We start from the raw sequence: 18,308 nt of genomic DNA on the forward strand, positions 1-18,308 counted from the left end.
CCGGCCCCCGTCGTGCCGTCCGTTCGGATCAGAACGTGTAGCGAACCCCGCCGCGCACCGCCTGGATCGTATCGGAGGAGGCGAGTTCGGCGTCGTAGCCGAGAAAGCCGGCCAGGCCCGGAGCCAGTTCCGTGCTCACGCCGAGGCCGACCAAAGCCCGGTCGCGGGCGAGGCGACGGCCGGAGACCGCGAACGGCACCGTCGGCACCAGGGTGAAGGACGCCCCGATGGTGCGGCTGATGTCGGCGAAGTCGTGGACGTAGGCCGCCTTGACCCAGAACGAGACCGGACGCCCGTTCAGCACCGTCGTCGCCGTCTCCAAGCGGCCGCCGACCAGGGTGCGGGCCGAGAGGAAGTCCTTGGCGGCGATGGTGAGGCTGAGGGGGCCGGCGCTGCCCTCGCGGACCCGGTCCTGATCGAAGGTGTTCACCTGGAACCCGACGAAGGGCGACAGCACCGTGGTGGGCGCAACCGCGAAGCGGTAGCCGAGCTCACCCGCGGAGATGAACTGGTCCCCGCTGACCTTGCCCTGCGCGCCACCGGCCTGGATCTGCGCCAAGCCGAGGGACCGGTTCACGCGGCCCTCCGCATGGGCGTAGCCCACGGTGGCGTTGGCGTAGAGGGCGCCGCTGGAGACGCCGCCGTAGATACCGACCTGAGCGTTGTCCGTATGCGCCCGCTCGCCGGTGCGGTTCAGGCCGACGTCGACGGAACCGTAGCCCGCCGCGATGCCCAGCACCGTGCCCACCTGCGGGTGGAAGTCGATGCCGCCCGCCATGCCGGCGACGGTCTCGGAGCGGCCCGCCGCGTTGGCGGTGGAGTCGACGCTTCCGAACTGGCCGTAGCCCGTGGCCCAGAGGCCGTAGCCGCGGCTCGTCTCGACGAAGCGGGGGGCGGGCACGGGGGCGCGGTTCGGCATGTCGGCGGCGTAGACCGTCGGCGGCAGGGTGAAGCCCGTCGGGCCGGCTTCCGTGCTGGCGGCGTAGGCCCGCGACAGGAGTTGGCTGCCGAAGGCGCGACCCGAGCGGAGCTGCGGATCGGCCAGCGACGCGTAGCCCTGGCCGGCGACCCGGTCGAGGGTCGCGGCGATCCCGGCGTTGCTCTGGTTGTCGATGACGAGGAGCGCCTGCGGGTTGTTGGCGAGCGCCGCATCGAGGCCGCGCGCCACGTTGGCCTGGTTCGCCGTCTGCGCCACGAGGCCGAAGCTCTGCTGGGCCAGGGTCACGTAGGCGTTGTTGGCGTCGGAGGAGGCGATCGCGCGGATCAGGAAGGGCAGCGAGCCGTTGTCGGTGACGTTGGCGAAGTTGCCCCGCACGCCGCCGGCGGCGCTGACCAGCGTGTACCGGGCGTTGGGCAGGTAGGTGCCCGCCGCCGTGACGCTGGCGGTGCCGGCGAGGGTCGCGGTGCCGGTGGCGACGAGGCGGGACGCCTGGCCGTCGACGCCGAGGTTAGTCTGGAGCGTGCCGCCGGCCTGCTGGACGAAGTTCGTCACCGTCAGGGTGCCGAAGGGGGCGGCGGTGCTGCCCGGGGCGACGATGCCGGCGTTCGTCAGGGTGCCGGCGACGCGGCCGGTGCCAGCGAGGGTGCCGGCCGGACCCACGCCGGTGTTGGCGTTGAGGGTGGAGTTCACCGTGAGGACGCCGCCCGCCACCGTCGCGCCGCCCGAGAAGGTCTGCGTCGAGCCGAAGGCCAGGGTCCAGGCGCTGTCGGCCTGGCGCAGGGTGGTGAACCCGGCGACGTTGCTGGCGAGCGTGCCGGTGCCCGACAGGTTCAGGGCGTTGATGCCGAGCCCCTGCGCGGTGATGTTGCCGCCGATGGTCGAACCGGTGCCGAGGTTCACGGTGTTCCGGCTCGCCGCGACATCCGCATAGGTGATGTTGCCGGTGATCGTGCCGGTGTTGGTCAGGGTGTGGTTGCCCATGCCGTACTGGACGTTGCCGGCGATGCGGCCGGCATTCGTCGTGGTGCTGTTGCGGCGGTTGGCCGTGGTGGCCACCTGTGGGTCGGCGTCGGTGAAGCGCACGTCACCGGTGATGACACCCGTGGCGGCGTTGGTGAGCACGCCGTTGCCGGCGCCGTAGACCACGATGGCCTGACCACCCGCCGGGCCTGTGATCGTGCCGGCATTGGCGATGGTGAAGGTCTGTGCCCGGCCCTGAATGGCGCGGACCCCGGTGCCGGTGCCGCTGATCGTGGCGCCGGCGCGGTTGGTGACGCTCAGCGCCGCGACGTCGTCGTCGGAATCGATGGCCGCCACGGCCGCCGTGCCGGTGCCGTTGCGGGTCGCCGAGATGGTGCCCGCGTTGGTGATCGCCATGGAGGCGATGTTCTCGCCCGCATAGATGCCACGCGAGATCCCAATCCCATTCTCCGTCACCGCGATGGTGCCGTTGTTGGTGACCGCCACGTTGGCGAAGTCGGCGCCCGTCGAGTTCGTCAGCACGCCGTAGACGCGGGTGGCGGCGGTGTTGGCGCGGCCCGCCGCACCAGTGCCCACGAGGGTGCCGTTGTTGACCAGACTCGTGTTCGAGCCCGACAGGTTCACGGTCTTGTTGGTGAGCGTATTGTTCACGGTGAGCTGCGCGCCCGAGCCCGTCACCTGAATCAGCCCGGCGACGTTCTGCGTCGAGCCGGCACCGAGCGTCAGATTCCCACCCGCCACCGTGAGGTTGCCGGACAGGTTCTGCACCGAGCCGCTCGCGGTGGTCCAGGCGCTGCCGGCGCCGGTCTGGTTGAGGCTGGTGAAGCCCGAGATCGTCCCCGTGAGGGTGCCGGTGCCCGACAGGTTGAGATTGTTCGTGCCGAGGCCCCGCGCGGTGATGTTGCCGCCGATGCTGGACCCGGTGCCGAGGTTCACCGTGTTCACGGTGGCGGCGACGTCGAGGAACGACAGGCCGCCGGTGATGCGGCCGGTGTTGTTCACGGTCTGATTGCCGCCGCCGAAGGCGACGTTGCCGTTGATGGTGCCGGCGTTGGTGAGGGTGCCGGTGCGGCGCAGGTTCACCACCGTCGTGGCGGTCTGGAGATCCTGGTCGAAGTTGCGGACATCGCCGTTGATGACGCCAGTGGCCGTGTTGGTGATGACGGTGTTGTAGGCGCGGACAGTGGTGGCGTCGCCGGCATTACCGGCATTCACCGCGAAGGTTGCGATGGCGGCCTCATTGGCGGTGGTGTTGGTGAGGGTGCCGCTGTTGTTGATCTCGTACTGGGCGGCGCGGCCCGAGATCGCGCGGGTGTTCGTGCCCGTAGCGGTGATCCGGCCGCCGGCGGCGTTGTTGACCACGAGACGGTCGGTATCGTCGTCGGAATCCACTCCCGCCACCACGGCCGTCGTCGCCGTGGCGGAGGTGCCGCGCGTCGCCGAGATCAGGCCGGTGTTGTTGAGCGTGAACAGCGTGGTGTTCTCGCCGGAATAGATGCCCCGGGCGATGCCGTTGCCGTTCTGCGTCACCGCGATGGTGCCGGAATTGGTCACCGTGGTGCTCTCGTACTGCGAGCCCGCCGGCGCGCTCGAATAGGCGCCGTAGACCCGGGTCGTGGTGTTGCCGGCCGGCGCCGTGAGGGTGATCGTGCCGGTGTTGTTCAGGGTCGAGCGGTCACCCGCCAGGTTCACGCCGAAATTGTCGCGGTTCAGCGGCGCGGTGTTGCCGACGGTGCCGGCATTGTTGACGATACTCGTGCCGTTCACCCGCACATTGGTGAAGCTCGGGTTCGTGCCGGCGCTCGTCTGCTGCGAACCGATGGTGCCGCCCGGCTGGATGCTGACCGTGAGGCCGGTGGCGGCGGCCGGCGCGACGTAGCCGGTCGGCTGCGCATCGGTGCAGGTCACGGTCTGCCCGCTGGCGGGCGAAGCCGGTTGGCACGCCGCCGAGGCCTCGGCGATCAACATGCTCCACACGGGAACGCTCACCATCAGTGAGCGGCGCAGCACTTGACCTTGCCTCGACATCGTATCCCCCAGGATTTTATGATTTTGATTGGTCGGCCGCTCGCATGCGCTGCCAATGGAGCGACGATTACGGACAGCACGAGCAGAGTCAAAAATTAGTTCTGTGTTCGAGGGCCGGTGTCCGGAATTTGATTTTACGAGATGCAAATCAATCACACATTCTTCTTAGAACGCGGACTTTAGACACGAACATCACGGTATTCAGGCAGGATTTCTATTTAAAACAGGCAGAACGGACAGGAAAAACTGGCAATTCGCGTCGAGAGCCCATGAATGCGAAAAGGGCCGGCCCCTGTTCGAGGCCGGCCCTTCGGACGGAGACCCGGTCGTCACCGATGCTTGGTGATGACCGGGCGTGGGTGACTGACGACGGCTCAGTACTTGCGCACGATGGGCTCCGGCATCGGCGCGGGCGCCTCGCCGAAGGTGTAGCGGATGCCGCCGTAGACCGAGAGCGGCTGAGCGAGCGTCGTCGTGCGCACGTCGTTGACGGGGTAGCGGTTGGCCACGAGGCCCGGCTCGAAGAAGGTGCCGAACGTCGTGTAGCGGTTGTTGGTCAGGTTGGTGACGTAGCCGAACAGCTCGAGGTTCCGGTTCACCCGGTAGCTCGTGTTGAGGTTGAGCACGTAGTACGCGGGCAGCTTGCGGTTCAGGTTCGACTCGTCGCCGCGATAGTAGGCGGACGAGAAGGCCTGCATGGCCATGCCGACGCGCCAGCGCGGCAGCACCTCGACGTCGAAGCCGACCTTGAACTGGTGGTCGGGGATCAGCGGGACCTTGTTGCCCGGGACCACATCGATCGCGCCGTCCACCGACAGGGGGTTGTTGGGCGAGGACAGCGTGCCGTTGAAGCGGAAGGTCGCGTCGATCAGGGCGTAGTTCGCGTAGACGGTGAGCCAGTCGGCGACGTATTCGAGGCCGACCTCGACGCCCTGGCGACGGGTCGCCGGCACGTTGACGAAGTAACCGCGTGCCGCGTTGCCCGGGGTGGCGAGCGACAGGATGTCGTTGGTCAGATCGGTGCGGAAGGCGCCGACCTTATAGTTGACCAGGCCGCCATCGTAGAAGTTCGGCAGCGCGCCGCGGAAGCCGACCTCGTAGGTCTGGCCCTCGACCTGCTTGAGCGGCGGATCGGCCACGAGGGAGTTCGGCAGCAGGCAGGGGCGGAGCGGGTTGGCGCAGGCGAGTTCGAGGGGCGTCGGCGCGCGGTTCGACTCGGAGTAGCCGCCGTAGAGGTTGAGGCCCGGGGCGAAGCGGTAGGTCAGACCCGCCACCGGGTTGATCTTGTTGAAGTAGTGCGTGCCCGTCACGTCGGGGGAGAAGCCCGTCTGGTCCTGGCTCGAGATGCGGGCGAAGTTGAGCCGCGCGCCGGCCGTCAGCGACAGGGCGTCGGTGATGTCGATGGTGTCGGTGGCGTAGAGGCCCATGTAGAGGTTCGAGCCCGTCACCGAGCTCGGCGCGATGCCGAGTGCAGCCGACGTGCGCAGGAAGTCGGTGCCGAGGCCCGGCACGGTGCCGTAGGCGGGCGTCAGCGGGTTCGTCGTCACCGACAGGTCGGGGTTGATGACGCCCAGCGTGCTCGACGACTTGTAGCCGTAATCCGCGACGTCGATGGAGCCGCCGACCACGAAGCTGTTGTTGAAGCCGAACACCCGGTCGCGGTTGGCCGCCTGGAGCGTGCCGCCGTAGCCCGTGGCCTCGGTCTTGGTGACGTCGAGGGTGCCGTAGGGAACGCCCGCCGTGAACGGGATGCCGTTCGGGGCGCCCCGGCCCACCATCAGGAACTGGTTACGGAAAGCGAGCTGCGACTGGCCGGCCGAGGGGCTGAAGCCGTCATCCTCGTAGCAGAGCCGGCCGCGGAAGCTCGAGCGCGTGCTGCAGTTCTCGAAATCGCTGTCGTTGCCGTCGATGTAGCGCTGGCTGAAGCGTCGGAAGTAGGCGGCACCGGAGATGTCCCAGGTCGGCGAGAGATCGACGCGGCCGGTGAGCTGGATGGTGCCGACTTCGGAGGTGGTGGTCTGCGGATAGGTGAAGATCGCCCGCGGCTCGATGTGGGTGAAGTCCGTGGGTGTCGCGGCGGCGGCGCCGAAATAGGTCCGCGCCATCTGGCCGATGAGGTGGAACTCCGAATCCAGCGTCCGGTAGCCGACGTCGCCGTAGACCCGGCCGATGGTGCTCGGGCTCTGGAAGCGCCAGCCGCGGTCGTTGAGGCCATCACCCGCGAAGTAGATGCTCCATGGGCCGATCATCTTGCCGTGCTGCAGGGAGCCGGCGATGCGCGCGTCCGAACCGCCGAGCGCGGTGATCTCGGTGCCCTGCCAGTTGAAGCCGTTCTTCATCTGGATGTTGATCGCGCCGCCCAGCGCGTTGAGGCCGAAGACCGGGTTGCCGGTGACGACGTCGATGCGGTTGATGGCGACCTGCGGGATGAGATCGAGGTTGACCGTATCGCCGAAGGCTTCGTTGATGCGCACGCCGTTCTGGTAGACGGCGAGGCCCTGCGGCACGCCCGTCACCGGCGAGGCCTGGAAGCCACGGTAGTTGATGTCGACGCGGTTGTTGTTGCCCTGGCTATCCGACAGGTTGAGACCGGGCACGCGGCGGGCCAGGGTCTCGACGGCGTTGAAGGTCGCGCGGTCGAAATTCAGATCAGCGGCCGTGACCGTCTCGACTGTGCTGGGAATCTTGTTGAGCGGCAGAGCACCGCCACGCAGACGCGTGGTATCCGGAACCTGGAGAGCCGTTCCGCCCGGGGCCTGCAGTACCGGAATACTGGGCGCACCATTTCCGGCGGCGACACCGACCGGTGTGGTTGCAACAACGCTGATCTCGCTGAGCGAAACCGTGCTCTGTGCCTGAGCAACGCACGGCAGCAGCGCGACTGAAGCAAATAGGCTGTACCGCAGCGAGCGCATGATTCTTTCCCGACCCAGGATTGTATTTGTAACCGTCACCTTCTGGCGACGTGTTGTTCACTCATGGGCGAGGATGCGCGGACAGGGCAAGTCCATCCCGCATCATCATCGGGAATCCTGGGCTCCCTGGCAGCGGAATGGCGGACCAAGTGGTGTTCATGCCACATTTTTCCCTTATTCGACAGAGACTTAGAGGCAACAATGGCAATCTTGTTCGGGATCATTCGGCAATCGCGGCCGGCCTAGCCACCCGAAGGCGATCGTCGTCCCGATGGAGAACCATTCATCCAGGATCCCCTGTCCGGACCGGTGGCGACCGCTCCGTCGAATCGAGGGCGATGGTGGACGAAACGGGCTCTGGACGTACGATCGTCCATTCGGCCGCTTCACCCGCGGCGTGCTATCCGTCCGTCGCCTCGGGTCACGAAACCGGAGGCATCGGATCAGCACTCGCGACGGTCTCCCATGACGCAAGACGCCGATGGACAACCGCTCAGCATCGCGCTCGGCATCGGCGGAACGATCCGCATCGGCGAGCAGCATCTCGGCGTCGCCGAAACCCTCGCCATCGTGGAGGCCATCGCGCGCACCGGCTCGGTCCAGGGCATCGCCACGGAACTCGGCTTGTCCTATCGCGCCGCCTGGGAGCGCCTGCGCACCCTCGAAAGCGCGCTCGGCCACCAGATCGTCCAGAAGACGCGCGGGCACGGCAGCACCCTGACGGAGACGGGGGTGGCGCTGCACGATGCCCTCGCGGAGGCCGCCGCGGCCCTGGCGGGGCCGTTGGCGCGCGAGGGCCGGTCGGTCCAGGCGCGCCTCGCCGGCCTCCTCGGCGACGCGGCCCCCACCCTCACCCTCGTCGCCAGCCACGACCTGCTGCTCATGACTGTGCTGGCCGATTGGCCGGGGATCGCCGTCGTCGTCGCGGGCAGCGCGGATGCCGTCGCCCGCCTCGCCGAGGGCCGCGCCGACGCTGCCGGATTCCATTGCGGTCCGGGCGGGCTCGCCCTCGCCGGCCCCGCCTTCGCCGACCTCGGCGACACGCCCGGGATCCGCGTCCGCCCCCTGTTCGAGCGGGAGCAGGGCGTGATGCTCGCCGCCGGCAATCCCCTCGGCATCCAGGGGTTCGCCGACCTCGCGCGCCTGCGGGCGCGGACCATCAACCGGCAGAGGGGGTCGGGGACGCGGGTGTGGTTCGATCGCCTCCTCGCCGAGCACGGGATCGAACCATCGGACATCCAGGGCTACGCCACGGAGGAGTTCACGCATCAGGCGGTGGCCGCGGTCATCGCCTCCGGGGCCGCCGATGCCGGCCTCGGGGCCCGAGCGGCGGCCGAGCGGTTCGGCCTCGCGTTCCTCTCCCTCGGCTGGGAATGCTACTACCTCGCCTGCAGCGCCTCGCTGCCCGACGCCCTCCTCGACCGGGTCGCCGAGGCCGTGGCGGAGGGTGCGGATCGGACGGTCGGCTACCGGCGTGCGAAGAGCGACTGAACCGATGAACGTTGTCAGACACTTGCGGACGCGGGTCCGTGTTCTCGCGGGTGCCCTCCTCATGGGCGGCCTCGCGGTTTTCCCCGCCTCGGCGCGCCCGTTCACCGACGCGGCGGGACGGGTCGTCGAGATTCCCGAACGGGTGGCCCGCATCCTCGCCGCCGGCCCGCCGGCCTCGGTGATGCTCTACAGCCTCGCGCCGGGCCGGATGGTCGGCTGGGTGCGCGCGCCGACCCCGGCGGAGCGTCCGTTCCTGGCACCCGAGACGCGGGATCTGCCCGCCACCGGGCGCCTCACCGGGCGCGGCGGCACCGCCAACGTCGAGGCCGTGCTGGCGTTGAAGCCCGATCTCATCGTCGATGTCGGCAGCACGGGGCCGACCTACGCTTCCCTCGCTGACCGGGTGCAGGCGCAGACCGGCATTCCCTACGTGATCCTCGACGGCACCTTCGCGAAGACCGCCGCGACCTATCGGCAACTCGGCGACCTCATCGGCGACCCGTCCGCGGCCGAAGGTCTGGCCGCCTCTGCCGACGCGACCCTGAAGGCGGTGGCCGACACGGTCGCCACGCTTCCCGAAGCCCGGCGCCCCCGCGTCTACTACGCGCGCGGTCCCAGGGGCCTCGAGACGGCGCCGGCCGGGGCCCTCAACGCCGAACTGCTCGACGTCGTCGGCGCCCGCAACGTCGCCGTGGCGACGGGACAGACCGGCCTCGCCACCGTCTCGCCGGAGCAGGTCCTGGCCTGGAACCCGGACGTGATCGTGACTCAGGACCCGGCCTTCCGAAAGGCCATCGCCACCGATCCGCTCTGGTCCGGGGTGAAGGCCGTACGCGACGGCCGCGTCCTTCAGACGCCGACCCTGCCCTTCGGCTGGTTCGACGCGCCGCCCGGGGCCAATCGCCTCATCGGCGTGCGCTGGCTCGCGGGCGCGCTCTATCCCGACCTATTCCCGGAGCCCCTGACCGAGGTCATGCGCGACTTCTACCGGCGGTTCTATCATGTCGACCTCACGCCCGCGCAGGTCGATGCCCTCCTCGACGGCGCCGCGGCGCCGTGACGGCGGAGGCCATGGCCCTGCGGGGGGCGCGACGACGGCGGGCCCTCGTCCTCGCCGGATGGGCACTGCCGGTCCTCGCCCTATCCGCCCTCGCCATCGTGGCGCTCGGGCTCGGCCGCTACGCCGTTCCGCCGGGCGACGTGTTCGCCGTGCTCGCCGCCAAGCTGTTCGGCTGGCCGTCCGGCGCCGACGCGACCGTCGAGACGGTGGTGCTGCGGGTGCGCCTGCCGCGTGTCGCCGCCGCCCTGGTGGTCGGAGCGGCCCTCGCGGCGGCCGGGGCGACCTACCAGGGTCTGTTCCGCAATCCCCTGGTGTCGCCCGACATCCTCGGGGTCTCGGCCGGCGCCAGCCTCGGGGCGGTGCTCGGCATCTTCCTGTCGCTCCCCGTGGCGGCGATCCAGGGTCTCGCCTTCGCGGGCGGCCTCGGCGCCGTGGCCTGCGTCTATGCCGTCGGCGCCGCGGTGCGCCGGCACGATCCGGTGCTGACCCTGGTGCTCGCCGGCGTCGCCATCGGGGCGGTGCTGGGGGCGGCGATCTCCCTCATCAAGGTCCTGGCCGACCCCTACAACCAGCTGCCGGCCATCACCTACTGGCTGCTCGGCAGCCTCGCGTCGGTGACGATCGGCGATGTCGGCGCCATCCTGCCGGCCATCGTCCTCGGCCTCGTGCCCCTGGTGCTCCTGCGCTGGCGCATGAACCTGATGAGTCTCGGCGAGGAGGAGGCCCGGGCGCTGGGCGTCGAGACCCGGGCCCTGCGCCCGCTCCTCATCATGGCCGCGACCCTGGTGACGGCGGCGGCGGTCTCGGTGACGGGGGTCATCGGCTGGATCGGGCTCCTCGTGCCCCACGTCGCCCGTCTCCTGGTGGGGCCGGATTTCCGGCGCCTGCTGCCGGCCTCCCTGATGCTCGGCGCCGGGTATCTGCTCGCCGTCGACAGCGTCGCCCGCACCCTCGCCTCCGTGGAAGTGCCCCTCGGAATCCTCACGGCGCTCATCGGTGCGCCGTTCTTCCTCTGGCTCCTCGCCAGCGGCCGGCGGGGCTGGGCCTGACGATGTTCGGCGTCGAGAATCTCGCGTTCGGCTACGGAGCCCGGAGGATCGGGTCCGGCGTGACCTTCACCCTCGCGGCCGGCGAGGTGTTGTGCCTGCTCGGCCCCAACGGCGGCGGCAAGACCACCCTGTTCAAGACCCTCCTGGGGCTGCTGCCGAAGCAGGCCGGGCGAATCCTGCTCGACGGCGCCGACGTGGCGGGCTGGTCGCGGGCCCGGCTCGCCCGCAGCCTCGGCTACGTGCCCCAGGCGCACGGCGCGCTGTTCCCGTTCTCGGTCCGCGACGTCGTCCTCATGGGGCGCGCCAGCCGGCTCGGCGCCTTCGCCGGCCCGGGCCGGGTCGACCGCGAGCACGCCGAACGGGCGCTGGCGACGCTGGGCGTCACGCATCTTGCCGACCGAATCTACACGGAGATCAGCGGCGGCGAGCGCCAGATGGTACTCATCGCCCGGGCGCTCGCCGGGGAGCCCCGCCTCCTCGTCATGGACGAGCCCACCGCGAGCCTCGATTTCGGCAATCAGACCCGCGTCCTCGATCAGGTCCGGCGGCTCGCACGCGGCGGGATCTCCGTGATCCTGTCGACCCACGACCCCGACCACGCCTTCCTCTGCGCCGACCGCGTCGCGCTTCTGCACGAAGGGCGCCTCGCCGCCCTCGGGGGCCCGGCCGAGACGATCACGCCCGCGAGCCTGGAGCGCCTCTACGGCGTCGCCGTCGCGGTGGTGCCGCTGCCCGGATACGGCCGCTCCGTCTGCGCCCCGATCCTATCCTGATTGCGAGAGGCCTTGCCGATGGTGCGCCTGAACGAGATCCGCCCCAACGAAATCGCCGTGGCCCCGCCCGCCGCCACCGATGCGGGCCTCGTCTATATCGGGCGGATCTCCACGCCCTGGACCGACCGCCTCGCCTGCCCGCGTCAGGGGCGGGCCGACGGCCCCCTGTGCCGGATCGAGGTGTTCGAGCCCTGGGTCGCCGCCCTCGACGGGCTGTCGGCCTACGCGCGGATCGAGGTGCTGTACTGGCTCGACGCGTCCCGGCGCGACCTCGTCCGCCAGTGCCCGGCGAGCGACGGGATCGCGCGCGGCACCTTCTCCCTGCGCTCGCCGGTGCGCCCCACCCCCATCGGGACGTCCATCGCGCGGCTCGTCTCCGTCGAGGGGCCGGTGCTGACCGTGCGCGGTCTCGACTGCCTCGATGGCACACCGCTCCTCGACCTCAAGCCGGACCGCAGCCTGTTCACCCCCGTCGCCCCGCCGCAGCCGGGCGACTTCGAGTAGGGGCCGCGCCCCGGACGCTCGCTCAGTCGACGGCGATCATCACGTCCGACGCCTTGACCACGGCGTAGGCCTGGGCTCCGACCGTGAGGCCCAGGGAGTCCACGGCCTCGTTGGTGATCGAGGACGTGATCACGGTGCCGTCGGCGACCTCGATCTTCACGTGAGCGGTGGTGGCGCCCTTCTCGACGGAAACGACCTTGCCCTTGAGGGTGTTGCGCGCGCTGATCTTCATCGTTGGTCTCATTGGCGGGGTGGAGGGGGGCCGAGGATCTGGAAGCCCTGGGCCTCGAAATAGGGCCGAGCCGCCGCACTTCGGAGGAAGGTGAGGAAGCGGGCCGCGCCGTCCCCCTTTGCCTCGGCGGTGACGGCGAACGGATACACGACCGGCGGGTGCGAGTCCGCCGGAAACACACCCACCACCTTCACGCCGGGATCGGACCTCGCATCGCTTTCGTAGACGACGCCCAACGGAGCCTCGCCGCGCGAGACGAGCAGGAGGGCGGCGCGCACGTTGTCGGCCTGGGCCAGACGCGGCTGCACGGCGCTCCAGAGGCCGAGCGTCTCGAAGGCCGCCTTGGCGTACTTGCCGATGGGTACGGAGGTCACCTCGCCCGTGGCGAGCCGCCCGTCGGGGCCCAGCGCCGCGTCGAAGCCCGCCGGGGTGAACGGCACGGCGGTGATCGTCGCGTCCTTCGGCGCGATGACCACGATGCGGTTGCCGAGCAGATTCACCCGGGTTCCGGGGCGCACGAGCGACTTCTTCTCGAGGTGGTCCATCCATTCGAGGTCGGCCGAGGCGAAGAGGTCTGCGGGCGCACCCTGCTCGATCTGCCGGGCCAGGGCCGACGACGCGGCGTAGCTCGTCTTCAGGGCGACGCCGTTCTCCGCCGTGAACGCCTTGCCGGCCGCGTCGAGGGCGTTCTTCAGGCTCGCGGCCGCGAAGATTGTGGCAGTCTCGGCGGCCCGCGCGGCGGGGGCCGCCACGATCAGGCCGGCGAAGACGAGGGCACGGAGGGTGGCGCGCATGCGGGCTCGGTCCTCGGGAAGGCACAGACGTTCGGGCTACGGGCCACCGGGAATATCATGCGTGGCCGCCCCCCGATATATACAGACGGACATAACGAAGGCGAGGGGCTTTCTTCCGAAGGGCTTCGTGTCGGAGCCGATCGGACGACGATGCTCTTGGAAGACGACGCTTTTGGAAAAAGAAAGACCCCGATGGCGCGCCTGAGCATCCGCATCGATCTCGGAGACGGTCACCGCATCGGGCCCGGCAAGGTCCGGCTCCTCGAGGCGATCGCGGAGCACGGGTCGATCTCGGCGGCGGGCCGGGCGCTGGGCATGTCGTATCGACGGGCGTGGGTGCTGGTGGAGGCCATGAACCACGGCTTCGGGCGGCCCGTCGTCGCGACACAGGCGGGCGGCAGGGCGGGCGGCGGCGCGCATCTCTCCGACCTCGGGGCCCATGTGGTCGCGCGCTACCGGGCCGTCGAGGACGCGGCGGAGGCGGCAGCGCGGCCGTTCCTCGACGGCTTCGCGAGTCCGGAGGATGGCGCCTGACTCTCCGTCGCAGGAACCGACATTCGGAAGCGCCGATTGATCCCGCATCAGCGAAACACGGGATCATCATGAAGCTGCAAGGCAAGCGCGCCCTCATCACCGGGGCCGATTCGGGCATCGGCCAAGCGACGGCGGAGTTGTTCGCCCGCGAAGGCGCGGACGTCGCCATCACGTACAACACGGATGCGGAGGGCGCGCGGGAGACCGCCCGTCGCGTGGAGGCGCAGGGGCGGCGCTGCCTCGTCATTCAGGACGATGTCGGCAACGCGGCCTCCGTCGAGGCGACCTTCGCGCAGGTGGCACGCGAACTCGGTGTCCTCGACATCCTCGTCAACAATGCCGGTCAGGCCATGAGCGGCATGCCCGTGGCGGAGATGGAGGAAGCGAAGCTGGAGCAGATCCTGCGGGTCAACCTGATGGGGCCGGTCTTCTGCGCCAAGGCCTTCATCGCGGTGCGCCGCGCCCAGGGCGGACGGGGCAAGATCGTGACCGTCTCGTCCGTGGCCCAGCACCTGCCGACGCCGGGGAGCGCGCCCTACGGCATGTCGAAGGCCGGCATCGGCTCCTTCTGCCGCAGCCTGTCGCGGGAGCTCGCCGAGGACAAGATCAACGTCAACAACGTCGCGCCCGGCCTGATCGAGACCCCGATGACGAGCGACCGGTTCGAGGATCCGAAGAAGCTGGAGGCATCCCTGGAGCGGATTCCGTGGCACCGCGCCGGCCAACCCGACGAGATCGCAAAGGCTGTCCTCTATCTGGCGTCCCACGACTCCGACTACGTCACGGGTCACACCCTCGTGGTCGATGGCGGACTGACCATGCAGTGGGGCGGCGCCTGATCGCCTCATGACGGGAAGCCGGCCCCCACGGCGGGCTTCCCACGACGCCGCGGCCTGAGCGCCGCAATGTCCGCGCCGGTCTACGGCGCGGCGAGCTGTCGGGCGACGTCCAGCAGCGTCTCGCCGGTCACGTCCGGCGCCCGCAGCACCGGCGAGAACGGACGCCCACGCGCGACGTATCCGCCGACGAGCCCGACGGCCTTCGCACCGTGGATGTCCCAGGGATGGGTCGCCACCAGGGCCATCTCACCCGGGGCGACACCGGCCTCCCGGACGGCATAGCGGTATACTTCCGGGCGGGGCTTCGCGAGACCGACCGCCTCGACGGACAGGACCCGTTCGACGAGCCCGGCCAGGCCCGCCGCATCGAGGAGCCCCTGGGTGGTCTCGGCGGCCCCGTTGCTGAGGGCGACGATACGCAGGCCGGCCCCGGCGAGCACTTCGAACGCCGCCCGTGCGTCGTCGTGCGGCGGCAGGGTCTTCATCAGGCCGAGCACCGCCTTCTTCTGCTCCACCGACGCCGTCACGCCCTTCATGGCGAGCAGTTCGTCGAGGCAGCCGGCCATGACGGACCGGAAGGGTGCGAAGGCCCCCGTCACACCCAAGGCGAACGTATCCCGCAAGGCGGCGGTGTAGAGGAAGTCGAGGGCGAGGGCGGGAAGCCCGAGTCCCGTCAGCGCGGTCCGCATCGGCGCCATGCTGAACACCGTGCCGATGATGTCGAACGCGACGACCTTTACGCGGGGCGGCAAGCCGGCTCCGGCTGGCTGAGCGTCGGCCATGGGTCAGACCACCCCGTCCCGGACTTGTCCGATCGGCCCTTGTCCGGTCGGTTCGTGGATGGGGCATCCGTTGAAACGCTGGCGGAAATCGGCCGAGTGCCGGTAGGGCGCGTTGCGCGCGCGGTTGATGTTGCCCAGCGGCCGATGCGCGGCGAGTCCGGTCCAGACGCCGAAGCGCATGCCTTCGTCGACCGCCGCGACACGGCCCGCGTCCCAGCTGTCCTGCGGGCGGACCGTGATGGTTGCGACGGTGTGGAACGGCGCCTCTTCCTCGTTCCAGACCACGGTCGGGTCCTCGACGGGCTGGCGTTCCAAGTCGCGGCAGAGCTGAACGCGGAACGCCCACACGGCCTCGATATCCCGCATCTCGGATCGGACGGTCTCGCGGATCGCGTCGGGGCGGCCGGAGGCATCGATCTCCCGGCCGGTCAGGGCCCGGAGCGCCGGGGCCACGGGGCCCAGGGAGAACTTGGCGATGTGGTCGCCGTACCGGAACGGCGTGACGCTGTAATAGGTCTCGCCCAGGGGATCGACGTTCGGCGCACCGCCCAGCGACCCGAGGGTCGTGCTCTCCACGCCCACCGCCTGCAGCGCCTTGTTGACGCCGCGCAGCACCGTCGAGGCCGCGACCTTCAGGGATTCCGCCCGGTCCGTCGTCTTGGCCAGCAGCTTGAGGCTGCCATGGAACGCCTCGGCGGTCTTGGCCTGGAAGCTCGGGGCGTTGACCATGATGAAGTCCTGGCTCGTCCCCTCGGCCCCCTCCAGACGCGCGCCGGGGGCATCCAGCACCTTGAGGGCGAGGCCGCGCGGCAGCGAGACGGCGTCGGGCAGGAGATCGCCGGCATTCGTGGACAGGCGCAGGTAGACCCGGTGCTCGCCCGGCACCGCGAACAGGCCCTGCGCCAGTTCCGGGGGCAACCCGGCCGCGATGGTCATCGTCCCCTCCAAGATGCCGTGCGCCTTGGCGTGCACGGACCGCACGGCGTGCCCGTAATCCTCGGCGGTCCGCTCCAGAATCGTATCGAAGGTCCGGCACAACCCCTCGATCGTCTGCCCCTCATCGGGTTTCACGTCCTCGACATCGGCGCTGTAACGGACGGGGCTGTCGGGCATGCGAAGGTCTCCGGAGGGTCTCTGCGCACAACCGGCTCAGTCGAGACCCGTTCCAGACTGGCTGGGTGGCGCGCGTTCACGATGGTGCCAGATAGAATCCCGCGCGATTTCTGAGACCGGACCGTGATCTTTCTCGTGAAAGTCCAAGTATTCGGAGCGCCTTCAGTATCTCTCACAAAACGCCCGTTGCGCCGTCGTGCTCGGAGTGCGAACCGACGATGAACGCGAGTTCTGTGAGGCACTCCAAGCCGGCGGCGCGCGGCGAGGGATGCCGGATCGCCGCCGCGATCAGGCGATTTCGGGGGCGGACAGGGCAGTGGCGGGCGGCTCCGATGCGTCCGGTCGTCCGGACCGGCCGTCGCCCCTGAGGGTCGTGCGCCGCACCGTCGAGCGGGCGGCGTCGATGGCGATGGCGGCGGCGCTCATGGTGCGGGCCTCCGTCGGGCGCTCGAGGGCGTGCCGGGCGATTTCCCCGGCGAGATCGTCGATCTCGGCCGCGAGGGCATCGAGGCCGGCGCGGTCGGTGGTCTCCCGCGCCTCGGCCCGGATGGCCAGGAGCCGGTCGGTGGCCTCCTCGACGCGCTCGCGGCGCACCCGCGACAGGCGCTGGCGGATCCAGGCCAGGGCCGAGCCGAAGCCGCCGCCCAGGAAGGCGACGAGGTAAATCCAGGTCTCGTAGCGCTCGATGAAGCCCTGCTGCTCGCGCTCGAAGAAATCGATGGCGCCGGGATGGATCGGCAGGCGGGCGCTGGTGGCGGCGGCCGTGGTCTCGTAGCTCGGCGCCAGCATGTAATCGGCCGCCGCCGTGGCGTTGGACAGGCCGCTGCGCAACTCGAACAGGTGCTGGGTCACGTCCGCCGCCACCGTGCGCGACAGGCCGGCCCGGGCCATGAGGCGGTAGGACGCCCCGATGGTGCGGACATCGTCGGCGGGCACCTTCGGGGCGCCGCCGAACAGCCCCGCCGGGATCGTCACCGCCTGGAGCCGGGGCATGCGCTCGATGATGGCGGTGCCGTCGGCGACATCGACGAAGGCGACCTTGCGGGTGCGGCTCGCGGCCTGGACGATTCCGACGATGCGCAAGGCCGTCGGTGCCGCCGGGGCGATGACGGAGACGACGGCGTCGATCCGTTTCTTCGCGAAGGCCTGGGCCAGGTCCGCCTCGTCGAGCTGCACCAGGGCGACGTGGCGGGCGGGCACCGGGCCGTCGGGGGCGCCGTCGAGGAGGGTGAGGCCGTAATGCTCCACCAGGGCCTTGATCAGGGTGTGGTCGGCGTCGCGGTGGGCCAGGATGGCGAGGCGCTTGCGGTCGAGGTCGTCGAAGGCCGTGATGCCGGAGGGCTCGGGCGAGGCGATGATCATCGCCTGATCGCGCAGGATCGCCAGGGTGAGGCCGTTCTCCGGCAAGGCGACGTCGGGGCGCACCACGGCCAGATCCGCCTTCCCCGTCTGCAGGGCGGCGGCGGAGTCGCGCACGTCGTCGAAGGGGACGACCTTCAGGCGGATCTCCTTGCGGCTCACCTTCAGGGCGTCCGCATAGGCCCGGATCAGCGCGGGTTCAGTGCCGTCGCTCGGCGCCACGGCCACCGTCAGCGTGGTGGCGCGCGACAGGTAGAAGGCGCCCGCCGCCGCGAGCACGAGGAGCACCGTGAGGGCGAGGAAGACCAGCTCGCGCCGGATGGGCATCGCTGGCAGGTGCATCCTCGGGTCCGGCTCCCATGAAGCTTCGCGGCTCGGGTATCGCAGCACCGCAACGTATCGCGCGGCGTGACGGTTGCGGGGCCGGGGCTTCCCTTGTCAAGGATCGGTCGGATCGGCGATATCGGGCCCATGCGAATCCCCGCGCGACTCGTCCTCGGTCTGGCCCTCGGCCCGCCCCTCGTCCTGCCCCTCGGCACGGTTCTGGCCGCGCCCGACGTGGCGGCCCTGGAGCGGGCATGGACGACCTGCGTGCGCGACTCCTTCGCCGAGCAGCCTGCGCTCCAGGGCAAGGCCGGCGCACAGCGCAACGCCCTCGATGCCTGCAAGGAGCGGGAGGACGCCTACGTCGCCGCCCTCATGGCCGAGCGCGCGGGCGGGGACGGCAATCGGACCATCGTGGCACGGGCACGGGAATGGGCGTCCTCCATGGCCGCCTATGTGGTCGATCCGGTTTCCTCCTGGATCGCTATGTTGCGGCGCTGAGCGCCTCTGTTTGGGCGAGGGCCGCCGCGCGGGTTCAATCGAAGCCCGGCCCGCGATAGGGTCCGCTCCCGCCGCCCCGCCTCCGGGGG

15 protein-coding genes are annotated in these 18,308 nt (G+C 70.1%); 8 read left to right on the forward strand and 7 right to left on the reverse strand.

Features of this window, described 5'->3' with window-relative positions; all coding sequences use genetic code 11:
• Window positions 1-28 precede the first annotated feature (28 nt).
• Both ASF27_RS03105 and ASF27_RS03110 read right to left on the reverse strand, forming a co-directional pair.
• A complete protein-coding gene (locus tag ASF27_RS03105) occupies window positions 29-3,889 on the reverse strand; it encodes an autotransporter domain-containing protein (protein ID WP_156467433.1) in 3,861 nt (1,286 codons plus the stop codon).
• Between the two features lie 434 nt (window positions 3,890-4,323).
• Complete coding sequence (locus ASF27_RS03110) at window positions 4,324-6,864, reverse strand: TonB-dependent receptor (protein WP_056357585.1); 2,541 nt, start codon at window positions 6,862-6,864, stop codon at window positions 4,324-4,326.
• 465 nt (window positions 6,865-7,329) lie between these two features.
• Here ASF27_RS03110 and ASF27_RS03115 point away from each other — a divergent pair, with 465 nt between their 5' ends.
• From ASF27_RS03115 to ASF27_RS03135, 5 genes are all read left to right on the forward strand, one after another.
• A complete protein-coding gene (locus ASF27_RS03115; RefSeq protein ID WP_056265066.1) occupies window positions 7,330-8,355 on the forward strand; it encodes a helix-turn-helix transcriptional regulator in 1,026 nt (341 codons plus the stop codon).
• 61 nt (window positions 8,356-8,416) lie between these two features.
• Window positions 8,417-9,415, forward strand: a complete 999-nt coding sequence (locus tag ASF27_RS03120; RefSeq protein WP_156467442.1) for an iron ABC transporter substrate-binding protein — start codon at window positions 8,417-8,419, stop codon at window positions 9,413-9,415.
• A gap of 11 nt (window positions 9,416-9,426) precedes the next feature.
• Window positions 9,427-10,464, forward strand: coding sequence for an iron ABC transporter permease (locus ASF27_RS03125; protein ID WP_082478798.1), 1,038 nt, complete (start codon window positions 9,427-9,429; stop codon window positions 10,462-10,464).
• A 2-nt stretch (window positions 10,465-10,466) separates the two neighbouring features.
• Window positions 10,467-11,237, forward strand: a complete 771-nt coding sequence (locus ASF27_RS03130; RefSeq protein ID WP_056357591.1) for an ABC transporter ATP-binding protein — start codon at window positions 10,467-10,469, stop codon at window positions 11,235-11,237.
• A gap of 18 nt (window positions 11,238-11,255) precedes the next feature.
• Window positions 11,256-11,741, forward strand: a complete 486-nt coding sequence (locus tag ASF27_RS03135) for an SAM-dependent methyltransferase (RefSeq protein WP_056357594.1) — start codon at window positions 11,256-11,258, stop codon at window positions 11,739-11,741.
• A gap of 22 nt (window positions 11,742-11,763) precedes the next feature.
• Here ASF27_RS03135 and ASF27_RS03140 read toward each other — a convergent pair whose 3' ends face one another.
• Window positions 11,764-11,973, reverse strand: coding sequence for a molybdopterin-binding protein (locus tag ASF27_RS03140; RefSeq protein ID WP_056357597.1), 210 nt, complete (start codon window positions 11,971-11,973; stop codon window positions 11,764-11,766).
• Window positions 11,974-11,981: 8 nt separating this feature from the next.
• Window positions 11,982-12,767, reverse strand: a complete 786-nt coding sequence (gene modA, locus ASF27_RS03145; RefSeq protein ID WP_056357600.1) for a molybdate ABC transporter substrate-binding protein — start codon at window positions 12,765-12,767, stop codon at window positions 11,982-11,984.
• A 192-nt stretch (window positions 12,768-12,959) separates the two neighbouring features.
• Between modA and ASF27_RS03150 the strand changes: the two genes are divergently transcribed.
• Both ASF27_RS03150 and ASF27_RS03155 read left to right on the forward strand, forming a co-directional pair.
• Window positions 12,960-13,301 (forward strand): LysR family transcriptional regulator, encoded by a 342-nt coding sequence (locus ASF27_RS03150; RefSeq protein ID WP_056265050.1) that lies wholly within the window; start codon window positions 12,960-12,962, stop codon window positions 13,299-13,301.
• A gap of 68 nt (window positions 13,302-13,369) precedes the next feature.
• Complete coding sequence (locus ASF27_RS03155; RefSeq protein WP_056357603.1) at window positions 13,370-14,140, forward strand: glucose 1-dehydrogenase; 771 nt, start codon at window positions 13,370-13,372, stop codon at window positions 14,138-14,140.
• Between the two features lie 80 nt (window positions 14,141-14,220).
• Here ASF27_RS03155 and ASF27_RS03160 read toward each other — a convergent pair whose 3' ends face one another.
• The 3 genes from ASF27_RS03160 to ASF27_RS03170 form a co-directional block, all read right to left on the reverse strand.
• Complete coding sequence (locus ASF27_RS03160) at window positions 14,221-14,892, reverse strand: haloacid dehalogenase type II (RefSeq protein ID WP_056357872.1); 672 nt, start codon at window positions 14,890-14,892, stop codon at window positions 14,221-14,223.
• Window positions 14,893-14,925: 33 nt separating this feature from the next.
• The gene (locus ASF27_RS03165; RefSeq protein ID WP_056357605.1) at window positions 14,926-16,035 is read right to left on the reverse strand and encodes a catalase family protein; all 1,110 of its coding nucleotides are present in this window, start codon (window positions 16,033-16,035) and stop codon (window positions 14,926-14,928) included.
• 288 nt (window positions 16,036-16,323) lie between these two features.
• Window positions 16,324-17,721, reverse strand: a complete 1,398-nt coding sequence (locus ASF27_RS03170; protein ID WP_156467443.1) for a TAXI family TRAP transporter solute-binding subunit — start codon at window positions 17,719-17,721, stop codon at window positions 16,324-16,326.
• Between the two features lie 144 nt (window positions 17,722-17,865).
• On the opposite strand from ASF27_RS03170, the gene ASF27_RS03175 reads away from it, so the two are divergent.
• Window positions 17,866-18,219, forward strand: a complete 354-nt coding sequence (locus tag ASF27_RS03175; protein WP_056166004.1) for a hypothetical protein — start codon at window positions 17,866-17,868, stop codon at window positions 18,217-18,219.
• Window positions 18,220-18,308 lie beyond the last annotated feature (89 nt).

Origin of the sequence: Methylobacterium sp. Leaf102 (genome assembly GCF_001422425.1) — a bacterium.
Classification (GTDB): Bacteria; Pseudomonadota; Alphaproteobacteria; order Rhizobiales; family Beijerinckiaceae; genus Methylobacterium.

What these genes read in the sequence shown, in the direction of transcription:
- ASF27_RS03150 (WP_056265050.1), top strand. Translation starts at nt 12,960, where the DNA reads ATGGCGCGCCTGAGCATCCGCATCGATCTCGGAGACGGTCACCGCATC.
- ASF27_RS03135 (WP_056357594.1), top strand. Translation starts at nt 11,256, where the DNA reads ATGGTGCGCCTGAACGAGATCCGCCCCAACGAAATCGCCGTGGCCCCG.
- modA (WP_056357600.1), bottom strand. Translation starts at nt 12,767, where the DNA reads ATGCGCGCCACCCTCCGTGCCCTCGTCTTCGCCGGCCTGATCGTGGCG.
- ASF27_RS03120 (WP_156467442.1), top strand. Translation starts at nt 8,417, where the DNA reads ATGGGCGGCCTCGCGGTTTTCCCCGCCTCGGCGCGCCCGTTCACCGAC.
- ASF27_RS03130 (WP_056357591.1), top strand. Translation starts at nt 10,467, where the DNA reads ATGTTCGGCGTCGAGAATCTCGCGTTCGGCTACGGAGCCCGGAGGATC.
- ASF27_RS03165 (WP_056357605.1), bottom strand. Translation starts at nt 16,035, where the DNA reads ATGCCCGACAGCCCCGTCCGTTACAGCGCCGATGTCGAGGACGTGAAA.
- ASF27_RS03140 (WP_056357597.1), bottom strand. Translation starts at nt 11,973, where the DNA reads ATGAAGATCAGCGCGCGCAACACCCTCAAGGGCAAGGTCGTTTCCGTC.
- ASF27_RS03110 (WP_056357585.1), bottom strand. Translation starts at nt 6,864, where the DNA reads ATGCGCTCGCTGCGGTACAGCCTATTTGCTTCAGTCGCGCTGCTGCCG.
- ASF27_RS03125 (WP_082478798.1), top strand. Translation starts at nt 9,427, where the DNA reads ATGGCCCTGCGGGGGGCGCGACGACGGCGGGCCCTCGTCCTCGCCGGA.
- ASF27_RS03170 (WP_156467443.1), bottom strand. Translation starts at nt 17,721, where the DNA reads ATGCCCATCCGGCGCGAGCTGGTCTTCCTCGCCCTCACGGTGCTCCTC.
- ASF27_RS03115 (WP_056265066.1), top strand. Translation starts at nt 7,330, where the DNA reads ATGACGCAAGACGCCGATGGACAACCGCTCAGCATCGCGCTCGGCATC.
- ASF27_RS03155 (WP_056357603.1), top strand. Translation starts at nt 13,370, where the DNA reads ATGAAGCTGCAAGGCAAGCGCGCCCTCATCACCGGGGCCGATTCGGGC.
- ASF27_RS03175 (WP_056166004.1), top strand. Translation starts at nt 17,866, where the DNA reads ATGCGAATCCCCGCGCGACTCGTCCTCGGTCTGGCCCTCGGCCCGCCC.
- ASF27_RS03105 (WP_156467433.1), bottom strand. Translation starts at nt 3,889, where the DNA reads ATGTTGATCGCCGAGGCCTCGGCGGCGTGCCAACCGGCTTCGCCCGCC.